The following is a 26119-nucleotide window of genomic DNA, read 5'->3' on the forward strand; positions in this document are numbered from 1 at the left end:
AAGAGTAGCAACTGGTCTGCGCTATGGGTGGTCGCCGTGATTCGATCGATCGCGCTCAGTGTGCCTCGGCGTGCTTGCCGACCGGCTGGGTCAGCTTGTCGATGTACGCGAGGGCCACCGCCGACACCACGAAAGTCAGATGCAGCAGGATTTGCCACATGATCGTCTCGCCATCCATGTTGCGCGCCTTGATGAACGTGGCGAGCAGGTGGATCGAGGAGATGCCGATGATCGCCATCGCCAGCTTCACCTTCAACACGGTGGCATTCACGTGCGACAGCCACTCGGGCTGGTCCGGATGTCCTTCCAGCCGCAGACGGGAGACGAAGGTCTCGTAGCCTCCCACGATGACCATCACCAGCAGGTTCGAGATCATCACCACGTCGATCAGACCGAGCACGGTCAACATGATCGTGGCCTCGGCGCTTTCCACCCCGCCGGCGTCGACGCCGTTGTGGAACAACGTGGTCGAGACCAGATGCCACAGCTCACGCAGGAACTGCACGACGTAGATGCCCTGGGCCACGATCAGGCCCAGGTAAAGCGGAAGCTGCAACCAGCGCGAAGAGAAGATCAGGTACGACAAGGGGCCGAGGCGGCTTGGGTTGGAAGTCGTCATGCGGGTCCGTGATGGGAGGAATCGGTCGATTCTAGCGATCAACGCAGGAAGTTGCGTTCGCGTAGTCCACACTGCGGCAATTTGCCCCTCGTGGCGGTGACCTGTTGCGGTTCGCCACCGCAACAGCACCAAAGAAAAACCCCCACCGTTTCCGGTGAGGGTGTTTCAGGATAAAGCCCCTGGCGGTGACCTGTTGCGGGTCGCGATCTGCGATCGCCACCGCAACTGTTCAAACGCGATAAAGACGAAGGCCTCCCCGATGGGGGAGGCCTTCTAGGATAAAGCCCCTGGCGGTGACCTACTCTTGCATGGCAAAGCCACACTACCATCGGCGCATGCGCGTTTCACTTCTGAGTTCGGGATGGGATCAGGTGGGACCACGCCGCTATGGCCGCCAGGGAAGGGGTTGAAGCAGCGCATGGAGCGCCAGCTTCAATCTCTGGGGCAAGGCCCTTTTGAAGAGTCCGCCATGGATGGCGGGTTTTGCTCTTCGTGAGAGGACCTCACGACAAAAATCGTAAACGAGTGACAAGCGTCGAGGTGAAATTCGAATCAGACAAGCTTCGGGGAACGAACGAAGCGTCTTGGGGTTATATGGTCAAGCCTCACGGCTCATTAGTATCAGTTAGCTCAATGCATTGCTGCACTTCCACACCTGACCTATCAACCACCTAGTCTTGATGGTGCCTTAAGGAGAGTCAAGCTCTCGGGAGATCTCATCTTGGGGCGTGCTTCCCGCTTAGATGCTTTCAGCGGTTATCACTTCCGTTCGTAGCTACCGGGCAATGCCATGGGCATGACAACCCGAACACCAGCGGAACGTCCACTCCGGTCCTCTCGTACTAGGAGCAGCCCCCCTCAAATCTCCAACGCCCACGACAGATAGGGACCGAACTGTCTCACGACGTTCTGAACCCAGCTCGCGTACCACTTTAAATGGCGAACAGCCATACCCTTGGGACCGGCTACAGCCCCAGGATGTGATGAGCCGACATCGAGGTGCCAAACACCGCCGTCGATATGAACTCTTGGGCGGTATCAGCCTGTTATCCCCGGAGTACCTTTTATCCGTTGAGCGATGGCCCTTCCATACAGAACCACCGGATCACTATGACCTACTTTCGTACCTGCTTGATCCGTCGATCTCGCAGTCAAGCACGCTTATGCCATTGCACACAGTGCGCGATGTCCGACCGCGCTGAGCGTACCTTCGTGCTCCTCCGTTACTCTTTGGGAGGAGACCGCCCCAGTCAAACTACCCACCATACACGGTCCCTGACCCGGATTACGGGCCGAGGTTAGAACGTCAAGCACTTCAGGGTGGTATTTCAAGGATGGCTCCATGCAAACTGGCGTCTGCACTTCAAAGCCTCCCACCTATCCTACACAGAAGAACTCAACGTTCAGTGTAAAGCTATAGTAAAGGTTCACGGGGTCTTTCCGTCTTGCCGCGGGAACGCTGCATCTTCACAGCGAATTCAATTTCACTGAGTCTCGGGTGGAGACAGCGCCGCTGTCGTTACGCCATTCGTGCAGGTCGGAACTTACCCGACAAGGAATTTCGCTACCTTAGGACCGTTATAGTTACGGCCGCCGTTTACTGGGGCTTCGATCAAGAGCTTCGCTTTGCGGCTGACCCCATCAATTAACCTTCCAGCACCGGGCAGGCGTCACACCCTATACGTCCACTTTCGTGTTTGCAGAGTGCTGTGTTTTTGATAAACAGTCGCAGCGGCCAGGTTACTGCGACCCTTCAACGCTCAGTCACGCATGTGACCACGTCGAAGGGCGCACCTTCTCCCGAAGTTACGGTGCCATTTTGCCTAGTTCCTTCACCCGAGTTCTCTCAAGCGCCTTGGGATTCTCACCCTGCCTACCAGTGTCGGTTTACGGTACGGTTTTTCTTAAGCTGAAGCTTAGTGGCTTTTCCTGGAAGCGTGGTATCAGTCACTTCGCCCAATAGGGCTCGTCTCGGTGCTCGGCATAAAGGGTCCCGGATTTGCCTAAGACCCATGCCTACCGCCTTTCCCCGGGACAACCAACGCCCGGTAGACCTAACCTTCTCCGTCCCCACATCGCACTTAAGAAAAGTGCAGGAATATTAACCTGCTTCCCATCGACTACGCATTTCTGCCTCGCCTTAGGGGCCGACTCACCCTGCGCCGATGAACGTTGCGCGAGGAAACCTTGGGCTTTCGGCGTGGGGGCTTTTCACCCCCATTATCGTTACTCATGTCAGCATTCGCACTTCCGATACCTCCAGCATGCTTTACAACACACCTTCACAGGCTTACGGAACGCTCCTCTACCGCGTACACATAAATGTGCACACCCCGAGCTTCGGTGCATGGCTTAGCCCCGTTAAATCTTCCGCGCAGACCGACTCGACCAGTGAGCTATTACGCTTTCTTTAAAGGATGGCTGCTTCTAAGCCAACCTCCTGGCTGTCTATGCCTTTCCACATCGTTTTCCACTTAGCCATGACTTTGGGACCTTAGCTGCGGGTCTGGGTTGTTTCCCTTTTCACGACGGACGTTAGCACCCGCCGTGTGTCTCCCGGATAGTCTGTCCTGGTATTCGGAGTTTGCCATGGTTTGGTAAGTCGCGATGACCCCCTAGCCATAACAGTGCTCTACCCCCAGGAAGATTCGTCCGAGGCGCTACCTAAATAGCTTTCGAGGAGAACCAGCTATCTCCGAGTTTGTTTAGCCTTTCACTCCTATCCTCAGCTCATCCCCATCTATTGCAACAGATGTGGGTTCGGTCCTCCAGTGCGTGTTACCGCACCTTCAACCTGGCCAAGGATAGATCACTCGGTTTCGGGTCTACTGCCTGAGACTATGCGCCCTATTCAGACTCGATTTCTCTTCGCCTCCCCTATACGGTTAAGCTTGCCACAGACAGTAAGTCGCTGACCCATTATACAAAAGGTACGCAGTCACCCTTGCGGGCTTCCACTGCTTGTACGTATACGGTTTCAGGGTCTATTTCACTCCCCTCTCCGGGGTTCTTTTCGCCTTTCCCTCACGGTACTAGTTCGCTATCGGTCAGTCAGTAGTATTTAGCCTTGGAGGATGGTCCCCCCATGTTCAGACAAGGTTTCACGTGCCCCGCCTTACTCAATTTCACACAAAATGCCTTTTCGTCGACTGGGCTATCACCATCTATGGCCGGGCTTTCCATCCCGTTTGACTAAAACATAATGTGCTTTTGGGCTAGTCCCCGTTCGCTCGTCGCTACTCAGGGAATCTCGGTTGATTTCTTTTCCTCCGGGTACTTAGATATTTCAGTTCCCCGGGTTCGCCCTGCATGGCTATGTATTCACCATGCAGTACTCCTTGCGGAGTGGGTTTCCCCATTCGGACATTGCCGGATCAAAGCTTGTTGCCAGCTCCCCGACACTTTTCGCAGGCTGCCACGTCCTTCATCGCCTCTGACTGCCAAGGCATCCACCGTATACGCTTAGTCGCTTGACCATATAACCCCAAGTCGCCTCGGGGCATGCACCCTCATCAGGTGCAGCCAAGTTACTTCGTTTTCGTGCCTTAACACTTGCCTCGGTTCGGTTTCGAACCAAGACGCTTGTCACTCGTTTACTTGTTTTCAAAGAACATCACGCCGGCCTCAATGCCGGATGATTTCAACAAATCTTGTGTGTGCTGATACTTCACGCGTCAGATCGAACCTTGGTGGAGCCTGTCGGGATCGAACCGACGACCCCCTGCTTGCAAAGCAGGTGCTCTCCCAGCTGAGCTAAGGCCCCAAGGAAACCTTGGCATAATGGTGGGTCTGGGTGGACTCGAACCACCGGCCTCACCCTTATCAGGGGTGCGCTCTAACCACCTGAGCTACAGACCCATGAAGGATGAACCCCAGAACCCGCGAGCCAAACTACCTGGACAAACCGCCTGGGCCCAGATTCGAAGTCGCTGTTGATGAAGAGTCCGTCCATGGATGGACGGTCTTGATCTACGCTCTTCGCGACAGGATGTCGCGTGAAGTACAGGTGTCTTGTGTGGACGTCTTGCGTGATGACTCACGCCGTCTATTACTTGAAAGGAGGTGATCCAGCCGCACCTTCCGATACGGCTACCTTGTTACGACTTCACCCCAGTCATGGACCACTCCGTGGGCGTCGTCCTCCTTGCGGTTAGACTAACGCCTTCTGGAGCAACCCACTCCCATGGTGTGACGGGCGGTGTGTACAAGGCCCGGGAACGTATTCACCGCGGCATAGCTGATCCGCGATTACTAGCGATTCCGACTTCACGGAGTCGAGTTGCAGACTCCGATCCGGACTGGGATCGGCTTTCTGGGATTGGCTCCACCTCGCGGTATTGCAACCCTCTGTACCGACCATTGTAGTACGTGTGTAGCCCTGGCCGTAAGGGCCATGATGACTTGACGTCATCCCCACCTTCCTCCGGTTTGTCACCGGCAGTCTCCTTAGAGTTCCCGACATTACTCGCTGGCAACTAAGGACAAGGGTTGCGCTCGTTGCGGGACTTAACCCAACATCTCACGACACGAGCTGACGACAGCCATGCAGCACCTGTGTTCCGATTCCCGAAGGCACTCCTCGATCTCTCAAGGATTCCGGACATGTCAAGGCCAGGTAAGGTTCTTCGCGTTGCATCGAATTAAACCACATACTCCACCGCTTGTGCGGGCCCCCGTCAATTCCTTTGAGTTTCAGTCTTGCGACCGTACTCCCCAGGCGGCGAACTTAACGCGTTAGCTTCGACACTGATCTCCGAGTTGAGACCAACATCCAGTTCGCATCGTTTAGGGCGTGGACTACCAGGGTATCTAATCCTGTTTGCTCCCCACGCTTTCGTGCTTCAGCGTCAGTGTTGTCCCAGATGGCCGCCTTCGCCACTGATGTTCCTCCCGATCTCTACGCATTTCACCGCTACACCGGGAATTCCACCATCCTCTGACACACTCTAGCTCGCCAGTATCCATCGCCATTCCCAGGTTGAGCCCGGGGATTTCACGACAGACTTAACGAACCGCCTACGCACCCTTTACGCCCAGTAATTCCGATTAACGCTTGCACCCTTCGTATTACCGCGGCTGCTGGCACGAAGTTAGCCGGTGCTTATTCCTCAGGTACCGTCAGCCCCATAGGGTATTAACCCGTGGTATTTCGTTCCTGATAAAAGTGCTTTACAACCCGAGGGCCTTCTTCACACACGCGGCATTGCTGGATCAGGCTTGCGCCCATTGTCCAATATTCCCCACTGCTGCCTCCCGTAGGAGTCTGGGCCGTGTCTCAGTCCCAGTGTGGCTGATCATCCTCTCAGACCAGCTAGCGATCGTCGCCTTGGTAGGCCATTACCCTACCAACTAGCTAATCGCACATCGGTCCGTCCAACCGCGCAAGGCCCGAAGGTCCCCTGCTTTCTCCCGTAGGACGTATGCGGTATTAGCGTAAGTTTCCCTACGTTATCCCCCACGTCTGGGTAGGTCCCGATGCATTACTCACCCGTCCGCCACTCGCCACCCACAGAGCAAGCTCTGCTGTGCTGCCGTTCGACTTGCATGTGTTAGGCATGCCGCCAGCGTTCAATCTGAGCCAGGATCAAACTCTTCACTTAAGTTTTCGACCATGTCATCACCTTGCAGCGATGGATGATCTATCTTTCTGAAGCGTTGTTCCCAACCAATCAAAACTCATTACTGACTTTTTACTTGGTGGGACGCTTGCATTGCTTGGACAGGTCGTGACCCATTCAACACAAGACGTCCACACAATTCACCTGCGCACACTGTCAAAGATCGTTCGCTTGCATCCCGTTTCCGGTTTGCGCCCCAAGACGTTTCGTCCTAGGTGAGCCGCCCATTCTACATCGCTTTTCCTCTCCGTCAACACCCTCGTGATAGCTTTTTCGAGATTGTTTGAAGCAGGAACCTTCGCAGCAGGACGTCTCGTCGAAGGGGGGAGAATCATAGCGCCCGGCAACCGATCTTGGAAGGGGGTCGCGCAACTTTTTCGCTACTTCATTTCCTCATGGCGGGCTTTCCATGCCGCACTACACTGGCCTGCAACCTTCCACACCGGATGAGTACGTGATGAAACGATGGCTGACCACGATCCCGTTCCTGCTGGCTGTCTGCTCCTGCAGCGCGAGGACACATGAAGCTGCGACCACGGTTGAACTGGACGGCCATCGGTTCTCGGTCGAACTGGCCACCGACGATGCCAGTCGCCAGCGTGGCCTGATGATGCGCACCACGCTGGCGGCCGATCACGGCATGCTGTTTGCGTTTCCAGCGATCGGCCCGCAGGCCTTCTGGATGAAGAACACGCTCATTCCGCTGGACATCCTGTACTTCGACGAGCAAAAGCGGCTGGTTTCGGTGCAGCAGGATGTACCACCCTGCAAGGCCGATCCCTGCCCGGTCTATCCGAGCGCCGCGCCGGCAATCTATGTGCTGGAACTGCCGGCAGGCACCTCGCAGCGAATGGGCTTCAAGGCGGGCGACGTGCTGAAGATCGACGGCGAGCTAGGTGCGGTGCGCTGAACCGCCGCACGGGGCGTGTCGAGCATGCCGATGCGATAGGGAACCAGATCTTCGGGACGCAGGTTCTCCAGTGCGTCCCAGTCGTCTTCAAAGGGAATGAACTGCTGCATGAGATGCTCCCGCATGGCGCGCCGCGGACCGGGCGCAGGAACATCAAAGCAGGCGGCCCGGTCAGTGCGCTGACGGAATCGGGCCGTTTGCTGGCGGGAATCGGCGCTCAGTCGAGCTCGATCATCTCGAAGTCGTCCTTGGTGGTGCCGCAATCCGGACACGTCCAGGTATCGGGCACGTCTTCCCAACGGGTGCCGGCAGGAATGCCCTCATCGGGCACGCCGATGGCTTCGTCGTAAATGTAACCACACACAACACACATCCATTTGCGGACGGCGGTCTCGCTGGAACTCTGGCTCATGATCGGATTTCTTCGAATCGCAGGATAATTGCCCATTCTCGCAACTCGACCGCGAATACGAAAGCGCGGGTCGGACGCACCCACCTGACTTGCCGACATGAGGTCGCCACTTGAATACACGCGGAATGCCGACCCGGCGCGGACTGTATGCCATCACGAACGGGCCACGGGCAGACTTGCTCGAAGCCACCGCGCTGGCGCTGGAAGGTGGTGCCCGGATGCTGCAATACCGGGATCTCGGCCGTGATGCGCAACGTCGCCATGCCGAGGCCAGCGCGCTTGCGGCGCTTTGTCGGGCGCACCATGTTCCGCTGATCATCGACCACGACATCGCCCTGGCCATGGAAGTGGGTGCAGACGGCGTGCACCTCGGTCGCGACGACGACGACCCGGCGGCGGTACGCGAGGCCCTGGGGCCGCAGGCGATCATCGGTGTCTCCTGCTACGACTCGCTGCCGCGGGCGGAAGCGGCGGCCCGCGCCGGCGCCAGCTACGTCTCGTTCGGTGCGTTCTTTCCGTCGTCGACCAAGCCGTTGGCGTCACTGGCGCCGATCGACCTGCTGAGGCAAAGCGCCGCGCTGGGCATAGCGCGGGTGGCGATCGGTGGCATCACGCCGGACAATGGGCGGCCACTGGTTGAAGCGGGTGCGGACTACCTGGCCGCCGTGGCGTCGGTGCTTGCCGCCACCGACGTTCGCGCCGCCGCACGACGCTTCGACGACCTGTACTCCTCCGATCGGGAATCCGCATGACGACCAACCACGAACTCTTCCAGCGTGCCCGGCAATTGATGCCCGGCGGCGTGAACTCGCCAGTGCGCGCATTCAAATCCGTGGGCGGCGAGCCGTTCTTCACGGAGCGTGCGGATGGCGCGTACCTGTGGGACGTCGAGGGCCATCGCTACATCGACTACGTGGGTTCCTGGGGCCCGATGATCGTCGGCCACAACCATCCGGCGGTGCGCGAGTCGGTGGAACGCGCGATCCGGCACGGCCTGTCGTTCGGTACGCCATGCCCGGCCGAAGTCGTGATGGCCGAAACGATCACGCGCCTGATCCCTTCCATCGACATGGTGCGCATGGTCAACTCCGGCACCGAGGCGACCATGTCGGCGATCCGCCTCGCCCGCGGCGCCACCGGCCGCAGCAAGATCGTGAAGTTCGAAGGCTGCTACCACGGCCATGGCGACAGTTTCCTGGTCAAGGCCGGTTCCGGTGCGCTGACCTTCGGCGTGCCGACCTCGCCGGGCGTGCCCAAGGCCAATGCCGACCTCACGCTGACCCTCCCCTACAACGATCTGGATGCGGCCAGGGCGCTGTTCGCCGAGCAGGGACACGAGATCGCGGGCCTGATCATCGAGCCCGTCGCAGGCAACATGAACTGCATCGCCCCGCTCGACGGTTACCTGCAGGGTCTGCGCGAGCTGTGCACGCAGTCCGGTGCGCTGCTGATCTTCGACGAGGTGATGACCGGCTTCCGCGTGGCGCTCGGCGGCGCGCAGGCGCATTACGGCGTGACGCCCGACCTGACCACCTTCGGCAAGATCATCGGCGGCGGCATGCCGGTGGGCGCCTATGGCGGCAAGCGCGAACTGATGGAGCAGATCGCACCGGCCGGGCCGATCTACCAGGCTGGAACGCTGAGCGGAAATCCCGTGGCGATGGCTGCGGGCCTGGCCATGCTGGAGCTGATCCAGGCACCCGGCTTCCATGACAGGCTGGCCGCACGCACGCGCCTGCTGACCGACGGTTTCCAGTCGGTCGCCGATGGCGAAGGCGTGGCCTTCAGCACCAATCGTGTCGGCGGCATGTTCGGCCTGTTCTTCACCGCGGAGAAAGTGACGACCTACGCGCAAGCCACCGCAGCGGACAGCGCCCTGTTCAACCGCTTCTTCCACGGCATGCTGAAGCGTGGCGTGTACCTCGCCCCTTCCGCGTTCGAAGCCGGTTTCATGTCCAGCGCGCACAGCGACCAGGACATCGCCGACACACTGGAAGCCGCCCGCGGCGCCCTGCGCGAGGCGAAGGGCTGATTCACCAGCTGCCGGTGTTCGGCATCGAGGCCCACGGCTCACGCGGCGGCAAATGGCCTTCCTGCAACAGCTCGACCGAGATCAGGTCGGGCGAACGCACGAAGGCCATGTGGCCGTCGCGCGGCGGGCGATGGATGGTGTAACCCATGTCCTGCAGGCGCTGGCAGGTGGCGTAGATGTCATCGACGCGAAACGCGAGATGGCCGAAGTTGCGCGCCGAACCGTAGTCTTCCTGCGAACCCCAGTTGTGGGTCAGCTCGATCTCGGCCTCCGGGCTCTCCGCCGCGGACAGGAACACCAGGGTGAACTTGCCCTCGGGCACTTCCTTGCGGCGCACTTCGCGCAGCCCCAGCCCCTCGCAGTAGAAACGCAGCGACGCATCGAGGTCGCGCACGCGCACCATGCTGTGCAGATATTTCATTGCCGGCTCCGGATGTTCAGGTGTGTCAGCTTGCCGCGAAATCGCTCAAGGCCGCGTGCAGACGGGCCAGGCCATCGGCCAGTTCCTCGTCGGCAATCGTCAGCGGTGGCACGAAGCGCAGCACGTCGGGCCCGGCCTGCAACAGCAGCAGGCCATGCGCCGCGGCATGATCGAGGATCGCCGCCGCCTTGCCCCGATGCGCCTCGGCCAGCACCGCACCGATCATCAGGCCGCGTCCGCGCACTTCGTCGAACAGGTTCAACTCGTGATTGATCCGGGCGAGGCCGGCGCGCAGGTCGTTCGCCTGCCGCTCCACATTGGCCAGCACCGCGGGCGAACCCAGCTTGGCCAGCGCGACGCGGGCGACCGCCGCCGCCATCGGGTTGCCACCGAAGGTGGTGCCGTGCGCGCCGTACTGCATCACCTCGGCCACCCTGGGGCCGGCCAGCATCGCGCCGATCGGAAATCCGCTGCCCAGCGCCTTGGCCAGGGTCACGATGTCCGGCGTGACGCCGTCATGGGCATGGGCGAAGAGTGAGCCGGTGCGGCCCATGCCGCACTGGATCTCGTCCAGCACCAGCAAGGCGTCGTGCGCATCGCACAATTCGCGGACGCGCCGCAGGAAGCCGGGTGCCGCAGGCAGCACGCCACCTTCGCCCTGGATCGGCTCCAGCATCACCGCCGCGATGTCGTGGTCGGCGAAGGCTGCCTCAAGCGCATCGACGTCGTTGAACGCGGCGTACACGAAGCCCGCCGGCAGGGGCTCGTAGCCCTCCTGGTATTTCGGTTGCGCGGTGGCGGTGACGGTAGCCAGGGTGCGTCCGTGGAACGAGCCGAAGAACGTGAGGATGTTCCGCCGCTCCGGCGCACGCCCGTTCGCTGCGGCCCACTTGCGCACCAGCTTGATCGCCGCCTCGTTCGCTTCCGCACCCGAATTGCACAGGAACACCCGCTCGGCGAAGCCGGACGCTTCCACCAGCTCCGCGGCCAGGCGCAGCGGCGGTTCGGTGTAGAACACGTTGCTGCTGTGCCACAGCTTGTGCGCCTGCGCGGTCAACGCGGCCAGCAGGTCAGGATCCTGGTGGCCGAGCGCATTCACCGCGATGCCGGCGCCGAAGTCCACGTAGTCGCGGCCCTCCGTATCCCACACCCGCGCCCCCTTGCCGTGATCGAGCACCAGTTCGCGCGGCTTGTAGACCGGCAGCCAGTAGCGCTTGCCCAGTTCGATCAGGTCGGTGGCTTGTTCGTGCATGTTGTTCTCGAAAAAGTTGATGTCGGTGCGAACCGGGTGGAAAACGCGACGTGCCATCGTGAAACCTGGCCGCGATCGGCGCCGCGGCCGGGCAGCCGGCGCAGCGCGCCACGGGTTCAGTCCAGGAACAGGTCCGGCAGCAGGGGCGCCCCCGGCTGCATGGCGTAGCCGGACAGATCGCTGATCCCGGCCTCGCGCAGGACGTCCTCGTCGATCGCGAAATGGCCGGTGTATTCCGTCGAGCGCCGGGTCAGCACGGCGTGGGCGGCATCGGCGACGATCTCGGGCTTGCGGCAATGCTCGACCTTCACGCCATCGATCATGCCGATCGCCGCGGTGGCGATCACCGTGCGCGGCCACAGCGCGTTCACTGCAATGCCCATCGGGGCAAACTCCGGACTCATGCCCAGCACGCACAGGCTCATGCCGTACTTGGCGATGGTGTAGGCGGTATGCGGCGCGAACCATTTCGGATCGAGGTTCGGCGGCGGCGACAGCATCAGCACGTGCGGATTGGCCGCCTGTTTCAGGTACGGCAGGCAACTGCGGGTGACCAGGAAGGTGCCGCGGGTATTCACCTGCTGCATCAGGTCGAAGCGCTTCATCGGCGTCTCGGCGGTGCCGGCCAGCCAGATCGCGCTGGCGTTGTTCACCACGATGTCGATGCCGCCGAAATGTTCGGCGGCCCGGGCGGCGGCCGCGACCACCTGCTCTTCCTCGCGGATGTCCACCTGCAACGCCAGCGCCTTGCCACCGGCCGCCTCGATCTCCGCGGCCGCTGTGTGGATGGTGCCCGGCAGTTTCGGGTTGGCCACGTTGCTCTTCGCCGCGATCACGATGTTGGCGCCGTCGCGCGCAGCGCGCAGCGCGATCGCCAGACCGATGCCCCGCGACGCGCCGCTGATGAACAAGGTCTTGCCGGCCAGCGTATCCATGATGTGTCGAATCCTCGAAAGGGAAAGTGCAGACAGGCAGTCTAGCGGGTGACGACTATGCCTTCTGGAAACGCGGCAGGATGTCGCGCAATTCGGCCAGGCGCAGCAGGGGGTCGGTCAGCTCCAGCATGCATTGCTGCTCGGCGACATCCAGCGGCAGCAGTTCGGCCAGGCGCAGGCCGAGCCAGCTGGCATCCTCGTAGGCGCCGCGTGGCGCATCGCGCCAGTGAGGCGCCATGGTTTCGATCAGGCGCTCCAGGATGCTCTGCAACAGAGCGAACTCCACCGGCACTTCCACGGTCGGCTCGTCCGGCCAGATTTCCACTTCGCCGCGCAGCAGGCCGTCCGATCTTGCCCGACTTCGTGCCACCCGAAAGCGCCGGCCGCCGGTGGCCATGATGCCAAGGAGGCCGCTTTCATCGGTGTTGAAGTCATGGATGTGCGCCATCGTGCCGATCGCCGCAGGCACCGCCGGGGCGCCGGTTTCCTGTCCCTGCAGGATCAGGCAGACGCCAAAGCCGGTGCCGTAACGCGTGCACTCGCGCACCAGATCGATATAGCGCGGCTCGAAGATGCGCAATTGCAGCTTGCCGGCCGGAAACAGCACGGCAGGCAGCGGGAACAGCGGCATCTCGATCAGCGGCGACTGGGACTGGGCAACCATGTCCGGAGTGTAACGACAGCGATGGGCAGGGTCACCGCCGGCCGCTCACGCCTGGCGCAGGCTTTCCACGAAGCGACGCGGTGCCGCCTCGAAGCCGCCGTTGGACATGAACACGACCTGGTCGCCCGGTCGCACCTGCCCGCGCAGATGGGCGATCAGTGCATCGACCGTCGCGGCCGTGGCGCCGCGACCGTCCAGCGCGTCGGTCACCCGGTGCGCATCCCAGGGCAATTCCGGGCGCTGCAGAAAGACCACGGCGTCGGCGTCGGCAAGCGACGGCGCCAGCGCCTCGGCATGCGCGCCCTGGCGCATCGAATTGGAGCGCGGCTCCAGCGCCACCAGGATGCGCGCCGTTCCCACGCTGGCGCGCAGGCCGGCCAGGGTGGTGGCGATCGCGGTGGGATGATGGGCGAAGTCGTCGTAGACGCGTATGCCGTCCACCTCGCCGACCAGTTCCATCCGGCGCTTGACGCTCTCGAAGCTGGCGAAGGCGGACAACAGCGCTTGCGGATCGGCACCCGCGGCAGCCGCCGCGGCCAGCGCCGCCAGCGCGTTCATCACGCTGTGATGGCCGAGCAGGGTCCAGCGTATTTCGCCCAGCCGTACGCCACGATGATGCACGGCAAAGGCCGAGCCATCCGCCTCGATCAGGCTGGCCTGCCAGTCGCCGCGGCCGATGCCGAAGGTTTCCACCGGCGTCCAGCAACCCATCGCCAGCACTTCGGCCAGGCGCTCGTCGTGCGCGTTGACGATCAGCCGGCCGTTGCCGGGCACCGTGCGCACCAGATGATGGAACTGGCGCTGGATCGCGGCCACGTCGGGAAAGATGTCCGCATGGTCGTATTCGAGGTTGTTGAGGATGGCGATGCGCGGACGGTAGTGCACAAACTTCGAGCGCTTGTCGAAGAACGCGGTGTCGTATTCGTCCGCTTCAATGACAAAAGGCGCGGTCGAAGACCGCTCCAAAGATCCTGCTTCCTCCGGGAGAAGGTGGCGCGCAGCGCCGGATGAGGATTCGGGACCCGCGCAGATCTGCTTGCCTCCAAGCCGTGCCGACACCCCGAAATTCCCCGGCACTCCGCCGATCAGGAAGCCCGGCGCCAGCCCCGCGCTCTCCAGCAGATGCGCCAGCAGGCTGGTGGTGGTGGTCTTGCCGTGGGTGCCGGCCACCGCCAGCACGTCGCGCCGGGCCAGCACCGTCTCGCCCAGCCACTGCGGGCCGGAGATGTAGTTCAAACGCGCGTCGAGCATGTACTCGACGGCGGGATTGCCGCGGACCATCGCATTGCCGACCACCACCCTATCCGGCGCCGGCTGCAGGTGCTGCGCGGTGTAGCCGCTCATCAGGCCGATACCCAGCGCTTCCAGCTGGGTGCTCATCGGCGGATACACGTTGGCGTCGGAACCTTCGACCGTGTGGCCGAGCTCACGCGCGAGCGCGGCGACGCCACCCATGAAGGTGCCGCAGATACCGAGGATGTGCAGGCGCATGCCGAACGACTCCGTGAAATCCGCTCCGCCGGAGCAGGCAGTGCTCAGCCGTTCGCGGCAGCGGGCTCGCGGTGCAGGGCCTGTTCGACCCGCGCGGTGACTTCGCCGAGCTCGCCGACGCCATCGACCACCTGCAGCTTGCCGCGGCTGGCGTAGAAATCGGCGACCGGCGCGGTCTGCTCGGCATACACGCCCAGGCGCTTGCGCACGGTGTCGGGATTGTCGTCGGCGCGGGCTTCGGCCTTGAAGCGGATTTCGCAGCGACCGATGATCGCGTCGTTCGGCACGTCCAGCTTGATCACCGCATCCAGCGGCTGGCCGAGCTTGGCCAACAGGTGGTCGAGTGCATCGGCCTGGGCCAGGTTGCGCGGATAGCCGTCGAGGATGAAACCGGCTTTCGCGTCAGGCTGGGCCAGGCGCTCTTCCAGCATGCCGAGCAGGATGTCGTCGGAGACCAGCTGGCCGACATCCATCACCGCCTTGGCCTTGAGTCCCATCGCGGTACCCGCGGCCACCGCGGCGCGCAGCATGTCGCCGGTCGAGATATGCGGTACGCCCAGCGCCGTCTTCAATCGGGCTGCCTGCGTACCTTTGCCCGAGCCGGGCGCACCAAGTAGGACGAGTCGCATAATGCTCCACAAGTTCGACGTACTGCCGCACACTGCAACAGTCCGTCCGATATCCCGGATATTGTGCGCCAAATTAGCCGCTGCACCCCAAGTCGTCAAACGGCGGCAACCCCCAGGCACGCGCAAGTATCTGTCGCCAAAACCTTTGTTGCCGACCATGCGCAACACTTCATCGCCCGTATCGAGGAACCCATGAGCCCGAGTCGCCGTTCGCCCGTCCCTGCCGGAAACATTCTGTATGCCCAGTCCGGCGGCGTCACCGCCGTCATCAACGCCACTGCGGCAGGGGTGATCGAAGCGGCCCGCGGCAAGGGAGTGAAGGTGTACGCCGCCCGCAACGGCATCCTTGGCGCCCTGCGCGAAGAGCTGATCGACACCTCGAAGGAGTCGGCCAGCGCGATTGCCATGCTGCGCCACACGCCCGGCGGCGCGTTCGGTTCGTGCCGCTACAAGCTGAAATCGCTGGACGACAACCGCGCCGAGTACGAGCGGCTGATCGAGGTTTTCCGGGCGCACGACATTCGCTGGTTCCTCTACAACGGCGGCAACGACTCGGCCGACACCGCGCTGAAGATCTCGCAGTTGGGCAAGGCCATGAACTACGACATCCGCTGCATCGGCGTGCCGAAGACGGTGGACAACGACTTGGCCGTCACCGACTGCTGTCCGGGCTTCGGTTCGGTGGCGAAGTACACCGCCATCTCCACCCTGGAGGCCAGCCTCGACGTGGCCTCGATGGCCGAGACCTCGACCAAGGTATTCATCCTCGAAGTGATGGGCCGCCACGCCGGCTGGATCGCTGCCGCCGCGGGCCTGGCCGGCGAGGGCGCCGATGCGCCGCCGCACATCATCCTGTTCCCCGAGAACGCCTTCGACGAGGCGGCCTTCCTGGCCAAGGTGAAGGCCACCGTCGAGCGCGTGGGCTGGTGCACCGTGGTCGCCTCCGAAGGCGTGCGCAACGCGGCCGGCCAGTTCCTCGCCGAAGCGGGCACGCGCGATGCGTTCGGCCATGCGCAACTGGGTGGCGTGGCGCCGGTGCTGGCCGCGCTGGTGAAGGAAAAGCTCGGTTACAAATACCACTGGGCGCTGCCCGACTACCTGCAGCGCTCGGCGCGCCACGCCGCGTCGAAGGTCGATACCGAACAGGCGCATGCCGTGGGCCGGGCCGCCGTGGAATACGCGCTGGCCGGGATGAACGCGGTGATGCCGGTGATCGTGCGCACGTCCGATGCGCCGTACCGCTGGAAGATCGAACCGGCGCCGCTGGCGAAGATCGCTAACCGCGAGAAGAAGATGCCGAAGGGTTTCATCAGCCGCGACGGCTTCGGCATCACCGCCGCCGCACGGCGCTATCTGGCGCCGCTGATCCGGGGCGAGGCGCCCTTGCCCTACGGCAGGGACGGCCTGCCGCGTTACGTAAGCCTGAAGAACGCCGCAGTGCCACGCAAGCTGGCCCCGTTCCAGCGCTGAGTCGGGCGGAGTCTGTGACCGTGTTCGCGATGCTGAGCGCCACCTGAAACCGCCCTGCCGGAATCGGCTGGCGTTCAGCCGCAGCTTCCTACGATCCATCCTGCCCCGGTCGAACGCCGCATTGTCGCGGCCATTGCCGAGGGGAGGAGACCCGAGATGAAACTCATCGCCCGCCTGCTCGTTGCCATCACCCTGCTCAGCGCCGGCAGTTTCGCCGTGGCCGCCCCCGGTCCCGGTGACCATGGCCGTCATGGCCACGACCGCGGCAATGATCGTCATCACGACAGTCGGCGTCATGACGAGCGGCGCTACGACCATCGGCGCTACGACAGCCGCCGCGACTACCGTCGCCACGATGATCGACGCTACGTCAATCGCGGCTACGTCGGCCCGCGCTACTACGGCCATCCGCATCGCTGGGAGCGCGGCCATCGTTACTACGGCCCGACTTACGTCGTGCGCGACTACGGCCACTACCACCTGCGCCACCCGCCACGTGGCTACCACTGGGTACGCGCGGACAATGATTACCTGCTGGTCGCCATCGCCACCGGCGTCATCCTGGACTTGGCGCTGCGCTAAGTCCGCCGCCCGCTGAACCTTCAGGGCCATGCATTCGTGCATGGCCCTTTTCTTTGCCGGACAGCGCTGCGCCGCACAACAGCCCGCGCCGCAACGTCTGCCTATACTCCCCGGGACCGCCCGTTCCGGCGGCCGCATACAACCCATGGGGAGGCTCCGATGCTGCAGCAGTATGGCTGGTGGATCGTTGTTGCATGTGCGTTAGTGGCGGTTTTGTATGGCGCGTTCTCCACGCGCTGGATCCTGGCGCAATCGCCGGGCAACGAACGGATGCAGGAGATCGCCGCAGCGATCCAGGAAGGCGCCCGCGCCTACCTCAACCGCCAGTACACCACCATCGGCCTGGTCGGCGTGGTGCTGCTGCTGTTGATCGGTTTCTTTCTGAGCTGGCCGACCGCGATCGGCTTCCTGCTGGGCGCGCTGCTGTCGGGCGCGGCCGGCTATATCGGCATGAACGTGTCGGTACGCGCCAACGTACGCACCGCCGAAGCAGCCCGTGGCGGCCTGGGCAAGGCGATGGATGTCGCCTTCCGGGGCGGCGCGATCACCGGCATGCTGGTGGTCGGCCTGGCCCTGCTCGGCGTGGCCGGTTACTGGCTGCTGCTCAACCGCATGGGCATCAACGGTGAACCCGCCTTGCACGCGCTGGTCGGTTTCGCCTTCGGCAGTTCGCTGATCTCGATCTTCGCGCGCCTGGGCGGCGGCATCTTCACCAAGGGTGCCGACGTGGGCGCTGACTTGGTCGGCAAGGTCGAGGCCGGCATCCCCGAAGATGACCCGCGCAACCCGGCGGTGATCGCCGACAACGTGGGCGACAACGTGGGCGACTGCGCCGGCATGGCCGCCGACCTGTTCGAGACCTATGCGGTGACGGTGATCGCCACCATGCTGCTGGGCAGCCTGATGATCAGCGAGGTGGGCGCCAACGCGGTGCTGTATCCGCTGCTGCTGGGCGGCGTGTCGATCATCGCCTCGATCATCGGCACGCTGTTCGTCAAGGTGAAGCAGGGCGGCTCGATCATGGGCGCGCTGTACAAGGGCGTGGTCGTCTCGGCCGTGCTGGCCGCGGCCGCGTTCTATCCGATCACCATGCAGCTGATGCCGGACTTCAGCCACGGCGCGATGAACCTGTGGGGCTGCACCCTGATCGGACTGGCCCTGACCGGCGGCATCGTGTGGATCACCGAGTACTACACCGGCACCCAATACAAGCCGGTGCAGCACATCGCCGCCGCTTCCACCACCGGCCACGGCACCAACATCATCGCGGGCCTGGGCGTGTCGATGAAGTCCACCGCGTGGCCGGTGCTGGCCGTATGCGCCGCGATCTGGGGTGCGTTCGCCCTGGGCGGCCTGTACGGCATCGCGGTCGCCGCCACGGCGATGCTGTCGATGGCCGGCATGATCGTGGCGCTGGACGCTTACGGCCCAATCACCGACAACGCCGGCGGCATCGCCGAGATGGCCGACCTGCCACCGGAAGTGCGTGGCGTCACCGATCCGCTGGACGCGGTGGGCAACACCACCAAAGCGGTGACCAAGGGCTACGCGATCGGTTCGGCGGCACTGGCGGCGCTGGTGCTGTTCGCCGACTACACGCACAACCTCAGCCAGCACTTCAGCGGCTCCCTGGTCAGCTTCGACCTGTCGAACCATTACGTGATCATCGGCCTGCTGATCGGCGGCCTGATCCCGTACCTGTTCGGCGCGATGGCGATGGAAGCGGTCGGTCGGGCCGCCGGTGCGGTGGTGGTGGAAGTGCGCCGCCAGTTCCGTGACATCCCGGGCATCATGGCCGGCACCGCCAAGCCGGAATACTCGCGCGCGGTGGACATGCTGACCAGGTCCGCCATCCGCGAGATGATCGTGCCGTCGCTGCTGCCGGTACTGGTGCCGGTGCTGGTGATCTTCGGCTTCAAGTGGCTCGGCGGCCCCGAGGCCGGCGCGCAGGCGCTGGGCGGCGTGCTGATCGGCACCATCGTCACCGGGCTGTTCGTGGCCATCTCGATGACCACCGGCGGCGGCGCATGGGACAACGCCAAGAAGTACATCGAGGACGGCCACCACGGCGGCAAGGGCTCGGAGGCGCACAAGGCCGCCGTGACCGGCGACACCGTCGGCGATCCGTACAAGGACACCGCCGGCCCCGCAGTAAACCCCTTGATCAAGATCATCAACATCGTGGCGCTGCTGATGATCCCCCTGCTGTAATCGAAGCGACTCCCGCACGGCATTTCGCCCCTCTCCCGCACACCGGGAGAGCGGCGAAGCGGGGCCGGATCGAGACGACAGAATCCCGCCCCCGTGGCGGGATTCCTGTTCCAGGCCAGGCACTCCTGACTTTGGTCGGCAGCGGCCGTATGATCGGATGGTCGCGCTTCGACTGACCGCGGGCCGCACCGGCCACGTCCATCCCGCTCTTCGCGCACCTGGGGACACACCATGAAATCACTCTGGTTGATGCTGGCGCTTGGCGTCACACTGACAGGCATGACCGATATCCACGCCCGCGACACCAAGCCCGCCGGGGCTGCCCCTGCAGCCGGCCACGACGATCCGTTCCTGTGGCTGGAAGACATCCACGGCACCCGCGCCATGGACTGGGTGAAGCAGCAGAACGCCACGACGGCGATGCGCTTCGTCGACAACGACGAGTTCACCCGCACCCGCGACAGCATCCTCGAAGTGCTCGACTCCGACGCGCGCATCCCCTACGTCAGCCGGATGGGCAACTATCTCTACAACTTCTGGCGCGACAAGTCGCACCCGCGCGGCATCTGGCGGCGGACCACGCTGGCCGAATACCGCAAGGCCGAGCCGGCGTGGGAGGTGCTGCTGGACATCGACGCGCTGAACAAGGCCGAGGACAAGCGCTGGGTGTTCAAGGGCGTGCAATGCCTGAAGCCGGCGTTCGAGCGCTGCCTGGTGTCGCTGTCGCCGGATGGCGGCGACGCCATCGCCGTGCGCGAGTTCGACATACCGCACAAGCGCTTCGTGAAGAACGGCTTCGAGCTGCCGGTGGCGAAGACCCAGGTCGGCTGGATCGACGAGGATTCGCTCTACGTCGGCACCGATTTCGGGCCCGGCACGATGACCGAGTCGAGCTACCCGCGCATCGTCAAGCAATGGCAGCGCGGCACGCCGTTGGCAAACGCCGCCGTCGTGTACGAAGGCAAACCGACCGACCTCGCCGTCAGCGCGTACCACGATCGCACACCAGGCTACGAGCGCGACTTCGTGTCGATCGCCAGGGACTTCTTCCACAGCGAGCTGTATCAGCGCATCCATGGCAGCCTGGCCCGCGTCGAGGTGCCCGACGATGCCGAGGCCGATGCCCACCAGGCATGGTTGCTGGTGCGCACGCGCTCGCCGTGGACCGTGAACGGCACGACCTATCCGGCAGGCGCGTTGCTGGCCACGCAGTTCGACCGCTTCATGGCCGGCAAGCGCGAGTTCACCGTGCTGTTCAAGCCCGATGCGCATACTTCGCTGGACTCCTACGCGTGGACCCGGCACCACCTGATCCTCAACCTGATGGACGACGTGAAGAGCCGCCTCGACGTGCTGACGCCGCCGCAGATGGCCACGCCGGACGGCGACTGGAAGCGCGCGGCGATGCCGGGCGCACCGGCGATGAGCTCGATCAGCGTGGTCGACACCGACCCCGACCACAGCGATGAATACTGGCTCGACGTCACCGGCTTCCTGACCCCGTCGTCACTGCAGCGCGGCGTGCTCGACAGCACGTCGGCCGAGACGATCAAGCAGGCGCCGGCGTTCTTCGACGCCACGAAGTTCACGGTGAGCCAGCACTTCGTGAAGTCGAAGGACGGCACCAGCGTGCCCTATTTCGAAATAACCCCGAAGGACCTCAAGCTGGACGGCTCCAACCGCACCCTGCTGTACGGCTACGGCGGTTTCGAAGTCTCGCTGCAGCCTTACTACAGCGGCAGCGTCGGCCGCGCCTGGCTGGAACGCGGCGGCGTCTACGTGATCGCCAACATCCGCGGCGGCGGCGAATACGGCCCGCAATGGCACCAGGCCGCACTGAAGGCCAATCGCCCCCGCGCCTACGAGGATTTCGCGGCGGTGGCCGAAGACCTGATCAAGCGCAAGGTGACCTCGCCGAAGCATCTCGGCGCCGAGGGCGGCAGCAATGGCGGCCTGCTGATGGGCAACATGCTGACGACCTATCCGCAGCTGTTCGGCGCGATCGCCTGCGAAGTGCCGCTGCTGGACATGAAGCGCTACATCCATTTGTCCGCCGGTGCATCGTGGATGGCCGAATACGGCAATCCGGATACCGCCGACTGGAACTTCATCAAGACCTTCTCGCCCTACCAGAACGTGAAGAAGGACGGCCATTACCCGCCCGTGCTGTTCTACACCGCCACCAGCGACGATCGCGTGGGGCCGGTGCAGGCGCGCAAGATGGCCGCGGAAATGCAGGCCCAAGGCCACCCGAACGTGTGGTTCTACGAGAACCTCGAAGGCGGCCACGGCGCCGGCGCGGACAACCAACAGTCCGCCCACATGCACGCGATGGCGTACGACTTCCTGTGGGACCAGCTGAAGTAGTCCGCCACGCCCTGCCTGCGTCACCGATCGCCCGGGACGGGTTCCGTTCCGGGCGATCTTTTTTGAGCTCCCGGCACCACCGGGCAAGCCGGCCCGCTGCGGCTGCGACAGACTGCCGCGCCGTCACCGCCCGCGAACCTGCGCACCCATGATGGACGTCCAGACGGCCATACATCATTGATTTGCGATCGGCGAAATGGCTGCATTTCTGCAGCTTCAGGCAGGAACCGGTCAAACCAATTGGCTTTGGCCAGTTCGGAAAAATTGGTTATGTAACGAAGGATTTCGGCATCTACGCTACACCTCCGAACGCTTCCATAACAAAAACCTGACGTTCCGGCGGACTCCCACGGCCCGCCTTGTCACCCCATGTTGCCGGCCTCCCCAAGCCGGCATTCCCCCATGGAGCCAGCACCATGTCCACCAGTGCATCCTGGTTCGCGCCCCCTCCCCCGGGCCGGACCGGCAGCAACAGTCACGTCGCTGCGGCGGCGTCGAGCAAGCCCCTGGCGCGCCTTGCCCTGCTCGATGGCATGACGGGCAGGCACGCCACGTCGCCCGGCGCGTCGGACGCGGCGAATGCCGACGCCGCCGACGCGGCACGGGGTTTGCCCGACCGCATACGCCGACTGATCAAGCTCGAGGGCAGCGCCGCTGCGATTGCCGATCGTTGCGGCTTTTCCGCCGGCGCCGTGCGCAATTGGCGCGATGGCCACAGCGACATCTCGCGCGAACGCTGCATCACCATGGCTCGAACCCTCGGTGTTTCGCTGCTGTGGCTGGTCGCCGGCGAGGGTCCGATGTACGCCGCCGACGAGTCGTCGCGCCCGGTCCGGCTGGTGCCGGCGGCCGCCGTCGAGCAGGTCGCCAGCAAGCCGGAACCCTTGTCCAGTCCGTCGCCTGCGACGGGTGTGGACCCCCAGCTGCTGGCGGCGTCGCTGCGCCTGCTGCAGTCGTACATCGGGCTGCTCGGCGGCTCGCTGGATCAGGCCACGCGTGCGGACCTGCTGGCCGAACTCTACGGGGTCCTCGGGCACAGCCCGGGAGCCGAACAGGTCGATCGCCTGATGACCTTCCACAACAAGCTCAACGTCAATCTCCGAAGCAACCGGGGCCTGATCGCCTGAGTTTTCACCTGCACCGGATTTCCATTTTGAGGTGGACGCGGGTTCGTTCCACCGGATCCGATGTCAATCACCACTGAAACGGGGAGCTACATGAAGAACCACGCAAATATCCAACGCAAACCCGGCAGCCGGCCGTTCGGCCATGCCGCGCTGGGCCTGGCGGCAGCCATCACCCTGGGACTGTATGGGGCTGGCGCCCTGGTTCCGGCTCACGCGCAGGCGACGACCGGCAGCATTTTTGGCCAGGTTTCCGCCAACAGCGGCGAAACCGTGAAGGTCAGCAACAACGCGGGCATCACCCGTGAAGTGGCGGTGGACGCGTCCGGCCGCTACACCGTGGACTCGCTGCCGCTGGGCGACTACACCGTGACCTTGCAGCGCGATGGCCAGGTGATCGACACGCGCTCGCACATCACGATGCGCGTGGGCGCCGGCACCGAGGTTTCCTTTGCCGCGCCGAACGCGGCGGACGCACAGGTCCTGAGCGCCGTCACCGTGCAGGCCAATGCGCTGCCGAGCATCGACGTGACCGGTGTCGATTCGCGCACCGTCATCACCTCCCAGCAACTGGCCCGCCTGCCGCTGGCACGCAGCGCCGAGGCGATCGCGTTGCTGGCCCCGGGCGTGGTCGAAGGCAGCGGCTTGTTCAACGGCCTGAGCACCACCGGCGGCTCGGTCGTCTCGCTGGGCGGTTCCTCGGTCGTCGAGAACGCGTACTACATCAACGGCTTCAACACGACCGATCCACTGAGCGGCTTCGGCGGCCTGACCCTGCCCTACGGCGCGATCGACCAGCAGGAAGTGCTCAGCGGCGGCTACGGCGCCGCCTACGGCCGCTCCGACGGCGGCGTGATCAGCCAGGTCGGCAAGCGCGGCACCAACGAATGGCATTTCGGTGGCCAGGTGCAGTGGACGCCCAGCAGCCTGCAGGGCGACCCGAAGAACTTCTACTACGTCAACGGCGACGGTTCGCGCGGCAGCATCTATCGCCGCCGCAACGACAACAAGTCGTGGACGACCACCGTCGACGCCTACGTCGGCGGCCCGCTGATCAAGGACAAGCTGTTCTTCTTCGCCGCCGTCGAGGCCGAGCGCGAGCAGGGCCTGGGCGACTCCAACAGTGCAGTCGACCGCGGCGTGGGCCCGGTGACGGCGCCGTTCATCACGCATACGCGCGAAGACCGCCCGAAGTGGTACGGCAAGCTGGACTGGAACATCAACGACAGCAACGTGCTTGAGTTGACCGGCGCTTCCAGCAAGGATTCGTACGAGGGTTCGACGTACAACTACGACTACGACAGCGACAAGCAGACCGATTACGTCGGTGGCGCGACCTCGACCAAGAACGGCGCCGACCTCTACTCGGCGAAGTTCACCAGCTACATCACCGACGACCTCACGGTGAGCGCGCTGTACGGCAAGATGAAGGGCACGTACTACAGCGACACGCCCGGATTCGATCCGACCAACCCGTACCTTTTCCATCCGGAAAACCAGAACCCGGACGTCACCGGCGGCGACATCATCACCAACAACCAGACGGTGTCGACGATCAACCTGCCCGGGCATCGCTCGACCAACACCAACCTGCGCGTCGACATCAGCTACAAACTGGGCGATCACACGCTGACCGCGGGTATCGACAACCAGAACTCGTCGAACGTCGACGCGGGCACGTATTTCCCGCCCAATGGCCTCGGCTATGCCTGGTACTACGACCGGATCACCGACGGTGACGGCAACCCGCTGCCGAACCAGTACATCCTGGGCGGCCCGGGAACCGCGGCCGCGGGTGCGGACTGGCGCAACTCGCCGTGGGTTGCCGCCGCCGGCCCGGGCAGCAACGGCTACTACGTCTACCAGTACCGCTACCACGACAACGGCTCGTTCCGCGTCGCGCAGCGGGCGCAGTACATCGAGGACAGCTGGCAGGTCAACGATCGCTGGCTGGTCAAGCTCGGCCTGCGCAACGACCAGTTCACCAACTACGGTGGCGACGGCCAGCCGTACCTGCGCCTGACCTCGCCGCAGTGGGCGCCGCGCGTGGGCTTCAGCTGGGACGTCAATGGCGACTCCAGCATGAAGGTCTACGGCAATGCGGGTCGTTACTACCTCGCACTGCCGAGCAGCGTGGCGCAGCGTTCGGCTGGCACCTCGCTGTTCACCAGCACCTACTACACCTACACCGGCATCGACGCCAACGGCGCGCCCACCGGGCTGACCCCGATCGACACCAGCGTCGGCGCCGGGCAGCCGCTGTCGAACAACGGCGAGTACGGCCAGGGCCGTGACCCGCGCACGGCAGCGTCGACCAACCTGAAGTCGGAATACCAGGACGAGTACATCCTCGGCTTCGACAAGAAGCTGGGTGACTCGTGGGTGTACGGTGCCAAGGCCACCTATCGCAACCTGCGCAACGCCATCGACGACATCGCCGACAACGTGTCGATCATCGCCAAGATGAACGCGATGGGCATCGACCCGAACAGCTACGACGCCACCCAGGTGCCGGGCAGCATCCTGATCAACCCGGGCGCCACCTCGGTCTTCAACATCCCGAAGCTGGCCGGCGGCTACTACACCGTGCAGATGGACTGGAAGAACGATTTCCACTTCAACACCACGATGAAGCGCAAGTACTACGGCCTGGACCTGTACCTGGAGCATCCGTTCGACGGCAAGTGGCAGGGCAAGGTCGACTACCTGTTCTCGCGCAGCTACGGCAACAGCGAAGGCCAGGTGAAGACCGACGTCGGCCAGACCGACGTGTCGGCCACCTCCGACTGGGATTACGCGCAGATCATGGACTACGCCAATGGCGAACTGGCCAACAGCCGGCGTCACCAGATCAAGGCGTACGGTTCGTATCAGCTGAACCCGGCATGGATGCTGTCGGGCAACCTGACCGTCATGTCCGGCGCGCCCAAGAGCTGCCTTGGCCTGTATGCCAACAACACCAACCCGGGTCTGGGCTACGGCACGTACTATCACTTCTGCAATGGCCAGCCGTCGTCGCCGGGCGAGTCGCACAACCCGTGGACCTACCTGCTGAGCCTGAGCGCGGAGTACCGGCCGGAATGGGCACAGCGCCGGCTGGGCTTCAACGTGATGGTCTACAACGTGTTTGACAGTCAGGAGACGACACAGACCTACGCGCGTCAGGGCGTCAACTATCTGCGTCCGTTCACGGCGCAGACCCCACGCTATGTGCGTTTTGGCGTGAACTACGACTTCTGATTCGCCAGCAACACCGTAAAACGGGGCACCGCCGAGCTTTTCGGCGGTGCCTTTTTGTTTCCCCGGCGGACACGGACGCCGCGGCTGGCCGCGGATTCCGGCTTGCCATCCGCGAGCCTTCACGACTGCAGCCGTGGACCGG

17 protein-coding genes, 2 tRNA genes and 3 rRNA genes are annotated in these 26119 nt (G+C 63.6%); 9 read left to right on the plus strand and 13 right to left on the minus strand.

Going from position 1 to position 26119, the window contains the following annotated elements:
• Positions 1-55 precede the first annotated feature (55 nt).
• From I6J77_RS15795 to I6J77_RS15820, 6 genes are all read right to left on the minus strand, one after another.
• On the minus strand, positions 56-619 hold the full coding sequence (locus tag I6J77_RS15795) for a TIGR00645 family protein (protein ID WP_056764554.1): 564 nt from the start codon (positions 617-619) through the stop codon (positions 56-58).
• 285 nt (positions 620-904) lie between these two features.
• Positions 905-1018, minus strand: a 5S ribosomal RNA gene (gene rrf / locus I6J77_RS15800).
• Between the two features lie 195 nt (positions 1019-1213).
• Positions 1214-4095: ribosomal RNA gene (locus tag I6J77_RS15805) — 23S ribosomal RNA — on the minus strand.
• Between the two features lie 211 nt (positions 4096-4306).
• Positions 4307-4382 (minus strand) — tRNA-Ala (locus tag I6J77_RS15810).
• A gap of 18 nt (positions 4383-4400) precedes the next feature.
• A tRNA-Ile gene (locus tag I6J77_RS15815) sits at positions 4401-4477 on the minus strand.
• Positions 4478-4674: 197 nt separating this feature from the next.
• A 16S ribosomal RNA gene (locus I6J77_RS15820) occupies positions 4675-6219 on the minus strand.
• Together the 16S, 23S and 5S rRNA genes with 2 tRNA genes alongside form the textbook arrangement of a ribosomal RNA operon.
• Positions 6220-6694: 475 nt before the next feature.
• Here I6J77_RS15820 and I6J77_RS15825 point away from each other — a divergent pair.
• Positions 6695-7147 (plus strand): DUF192 domain-containing protein, encoded by a 453-nt coding sequence (locus tag I6J77_RS15825; RefSeq protein WP_204109772.1) that lies wholly within the window; start codon positions 6695-6697, stop codon positions 7145-7147.
• Positions 7148-7364: 217 nt separating this feature from the next.
• On the opposite strand, the gene I6J77_RS15830 is transcribed toward I6J77_RS15825, so the two are convergent.
• Positions 7365-7559 (minus strand): rubredoxin, encoded by a 195-nt coding sequence (locus I6J77_RS15830; protein ID WP_040672978.1) that lies wholly within the window; start codon positions 7557-7559, stop codon positions 7365-7367.
• Positions 7560-7684: 125 nt separating this feature from the next.
• On the opposite strand from I6J77_RS15830, the gene thiE reads away from it, so the two are divergent.
• Together thiE and hemL are read left to right on the plus strand one after the other, a co-directional pair.
• On the plus strand, positions 7685-8311 hold the full coding sequence (thiE, locus tag I6J77_RS15835; protein ID WP_056718064.1) for a thiamine phosphate synthase: 627 nt from the start codon (positions 7685-7687) through the stop codon (positions 8309-8311).
• A complete protein-coding gene (gene hemL / locus I6J77_RS15840; RefSeq protein ID WP_204109773.1) occupies positions 8308-9591 on the plus strand; it encodes a glutamate-1-semialdehyde 2,1-aminomutase in 1284 nt (427 codons plus the stop codon). Before thiE ends, hemL begins: the two co-directional genes overlap by 4 nt.
• 1 nt (position 9592) lies before the next feature.
• Here hemL and I6J77_RS15845 read toward each other — a convergent pair whose 3' ends face one another.
• The 6 genes from I6J77_RS15845 to I6J77_RS15870 form a co-directional block, all read right to left on the minus strand.
• Positions 9593-10012, minus strand: coding sequence for a lactoylglutathione lyase (locus I6J77_RS15845; RefSeq protein WP_204109774.1), 420 nt, complete (start codon positions 10010-10012; stop codon positions 9593-9595).
• Positions 10013-10037: 25 nt separating this feature from the next.
• Positions 10038-11264, minus strand: coding sequence for an acetylornithine/succinylornithine family transaminase (locus I6J77_RS15850; RefSeq protein WP_204111518.1), 1227 nt, complete (start codon positions 11262-11264; stop codon positions 10038-10040).
• A 116-nt stretch (positions 11265-11380) separates the two neighbouring features.
• The gene (locus I6J77_RS15855; protein WP_204109775.1) at positions 11381-12199 is read right to left on the minus strand and encodes an NAD(P)-dependent oxidoreductase; all 819 of its coding nucleotides are present in this window, start codon (positions 12197-12199) and stop codon (positions 11381-11383) included.
• Between the two features lie 55 nt (positions 12200-12254).
• Complete coding sequence (locus I6J77_RS15860; RefSeq protein WP_056768311.1) at positions 12255-12863, minus strand: LON peptidase substrate-binding domain-containing protein; 609 nt, start codon at positions 12861-12863, stop codon at positions 12255-12257.
• A gap of 45 nt (positions 12864-12908) precedes the next feature.
• On the minus strand, positions 12909-14354 hold the full coding sequence (gene mpl, locus I6J77_RS15865) for a UDP-N-acetylmuramate:L-alanyl-gamma-D-glutamyl-meso-diaminopimelate ligase (RefSeq protein ID WP_204109776.1): 1446 nt from the start codon (positions 14352-14354) through the stop codon (positions 12909-12911).
• 44 nt (positions 14355-14398) lie between these two features.
• Positions 14399-14983, minus strand: a complete 585-nt coding sequence (locus I6J77_RS15870) for an adenylate kinase (protein ID WP_204109777.1) — start codon at positions 14981-14983, stop codon at positions 14399-14401.
• 192 nt (positions 14984-15175) lie between these two features.
• Here I6J77_RS15870 and I6J77_RS15875 point away from each other — a divergent pair, with 192 nt between their 5' ends.
• From I6J77_RS15875 to I6J77_RS15900, 6 genes are all read left to right on the plus strand, one after another.
• Positions 15176-16453, plus strand: coding sequence for a 6-phosphofructokinase (locus I6J77_RS15875; protein WP_204109778.1), 1278 nt, complete (start codon positions 15176-15178; stop codon positions 16451-16453).
• A gap of 156 nt (positions 16454-16609) precedes the next feature.
• On the plus strand, positions 16610-17035 hold the full coding sequence (locus I6J77_RS15880; RefSeq protein ID WP_204109779.1) for an RcnB family protein: 426 nt from the start codon (positions 16610-16612) through the stop codon (positions 17033-17035).
• 159 nt (positions 17036-17194) lie between these two features.
• Positions 17195-19246: a sodium-translocating pyrophosphatase gene (locus tag I6J77_RS15885; RefSeq protein ID WP_204109780.1), complete on the plus strand. Its 2052-nt coding sequence runs from the start codon at positions 17195-17197 to the stop codon at positions 19244-19246.
• Positions 19247-19525: 279 nt separating this feature from the next.
• Entirely contained in the window at positions 19526-21613 is a 2088-nt protein-coding gene (locus I6J77_RS15890) for a prolyl oligopeptidase family protein (RefSeq protein ID WP_239309301.1), read from the plus strand.
• 416 nt (positions 21614-22029) lie between these two features.
• Positions 22030-22740, plus strand: coding sequence for a YdaS family helix-turn-helix protein (locus I6J77_RS15895; protein WP_204109782.1), 711 nt, complete (start codon positions 22030-22032; stop codon positions 22738-22740).
• A gap of 90 nt (positions 22741-22830) precedes the next feature.
• Positions 22831-25977 (plus strand): TonB-dependent receptor, encoded by a 3147-nt coding sequence (locus tag I6J77_RS15900; protein ID WP_204109783.1) that lies wholly within the window; start codon positions 22831-22833, stop codon positions 25975-25977.
• Positions 25978-26119: the final 142 nt, after the last annotated feature.

The sequence above is a fragment of the Rhodanobacter sp. FDAARGOS 1247 genome, assembly GCF_016889805.1.
Taxonomy (GTDB): Bacteria; Pseudomonadota; Gammaproteobacteria; order Xanthomonadales; family Rhodanobacteraceae; genus Rhodanobacter.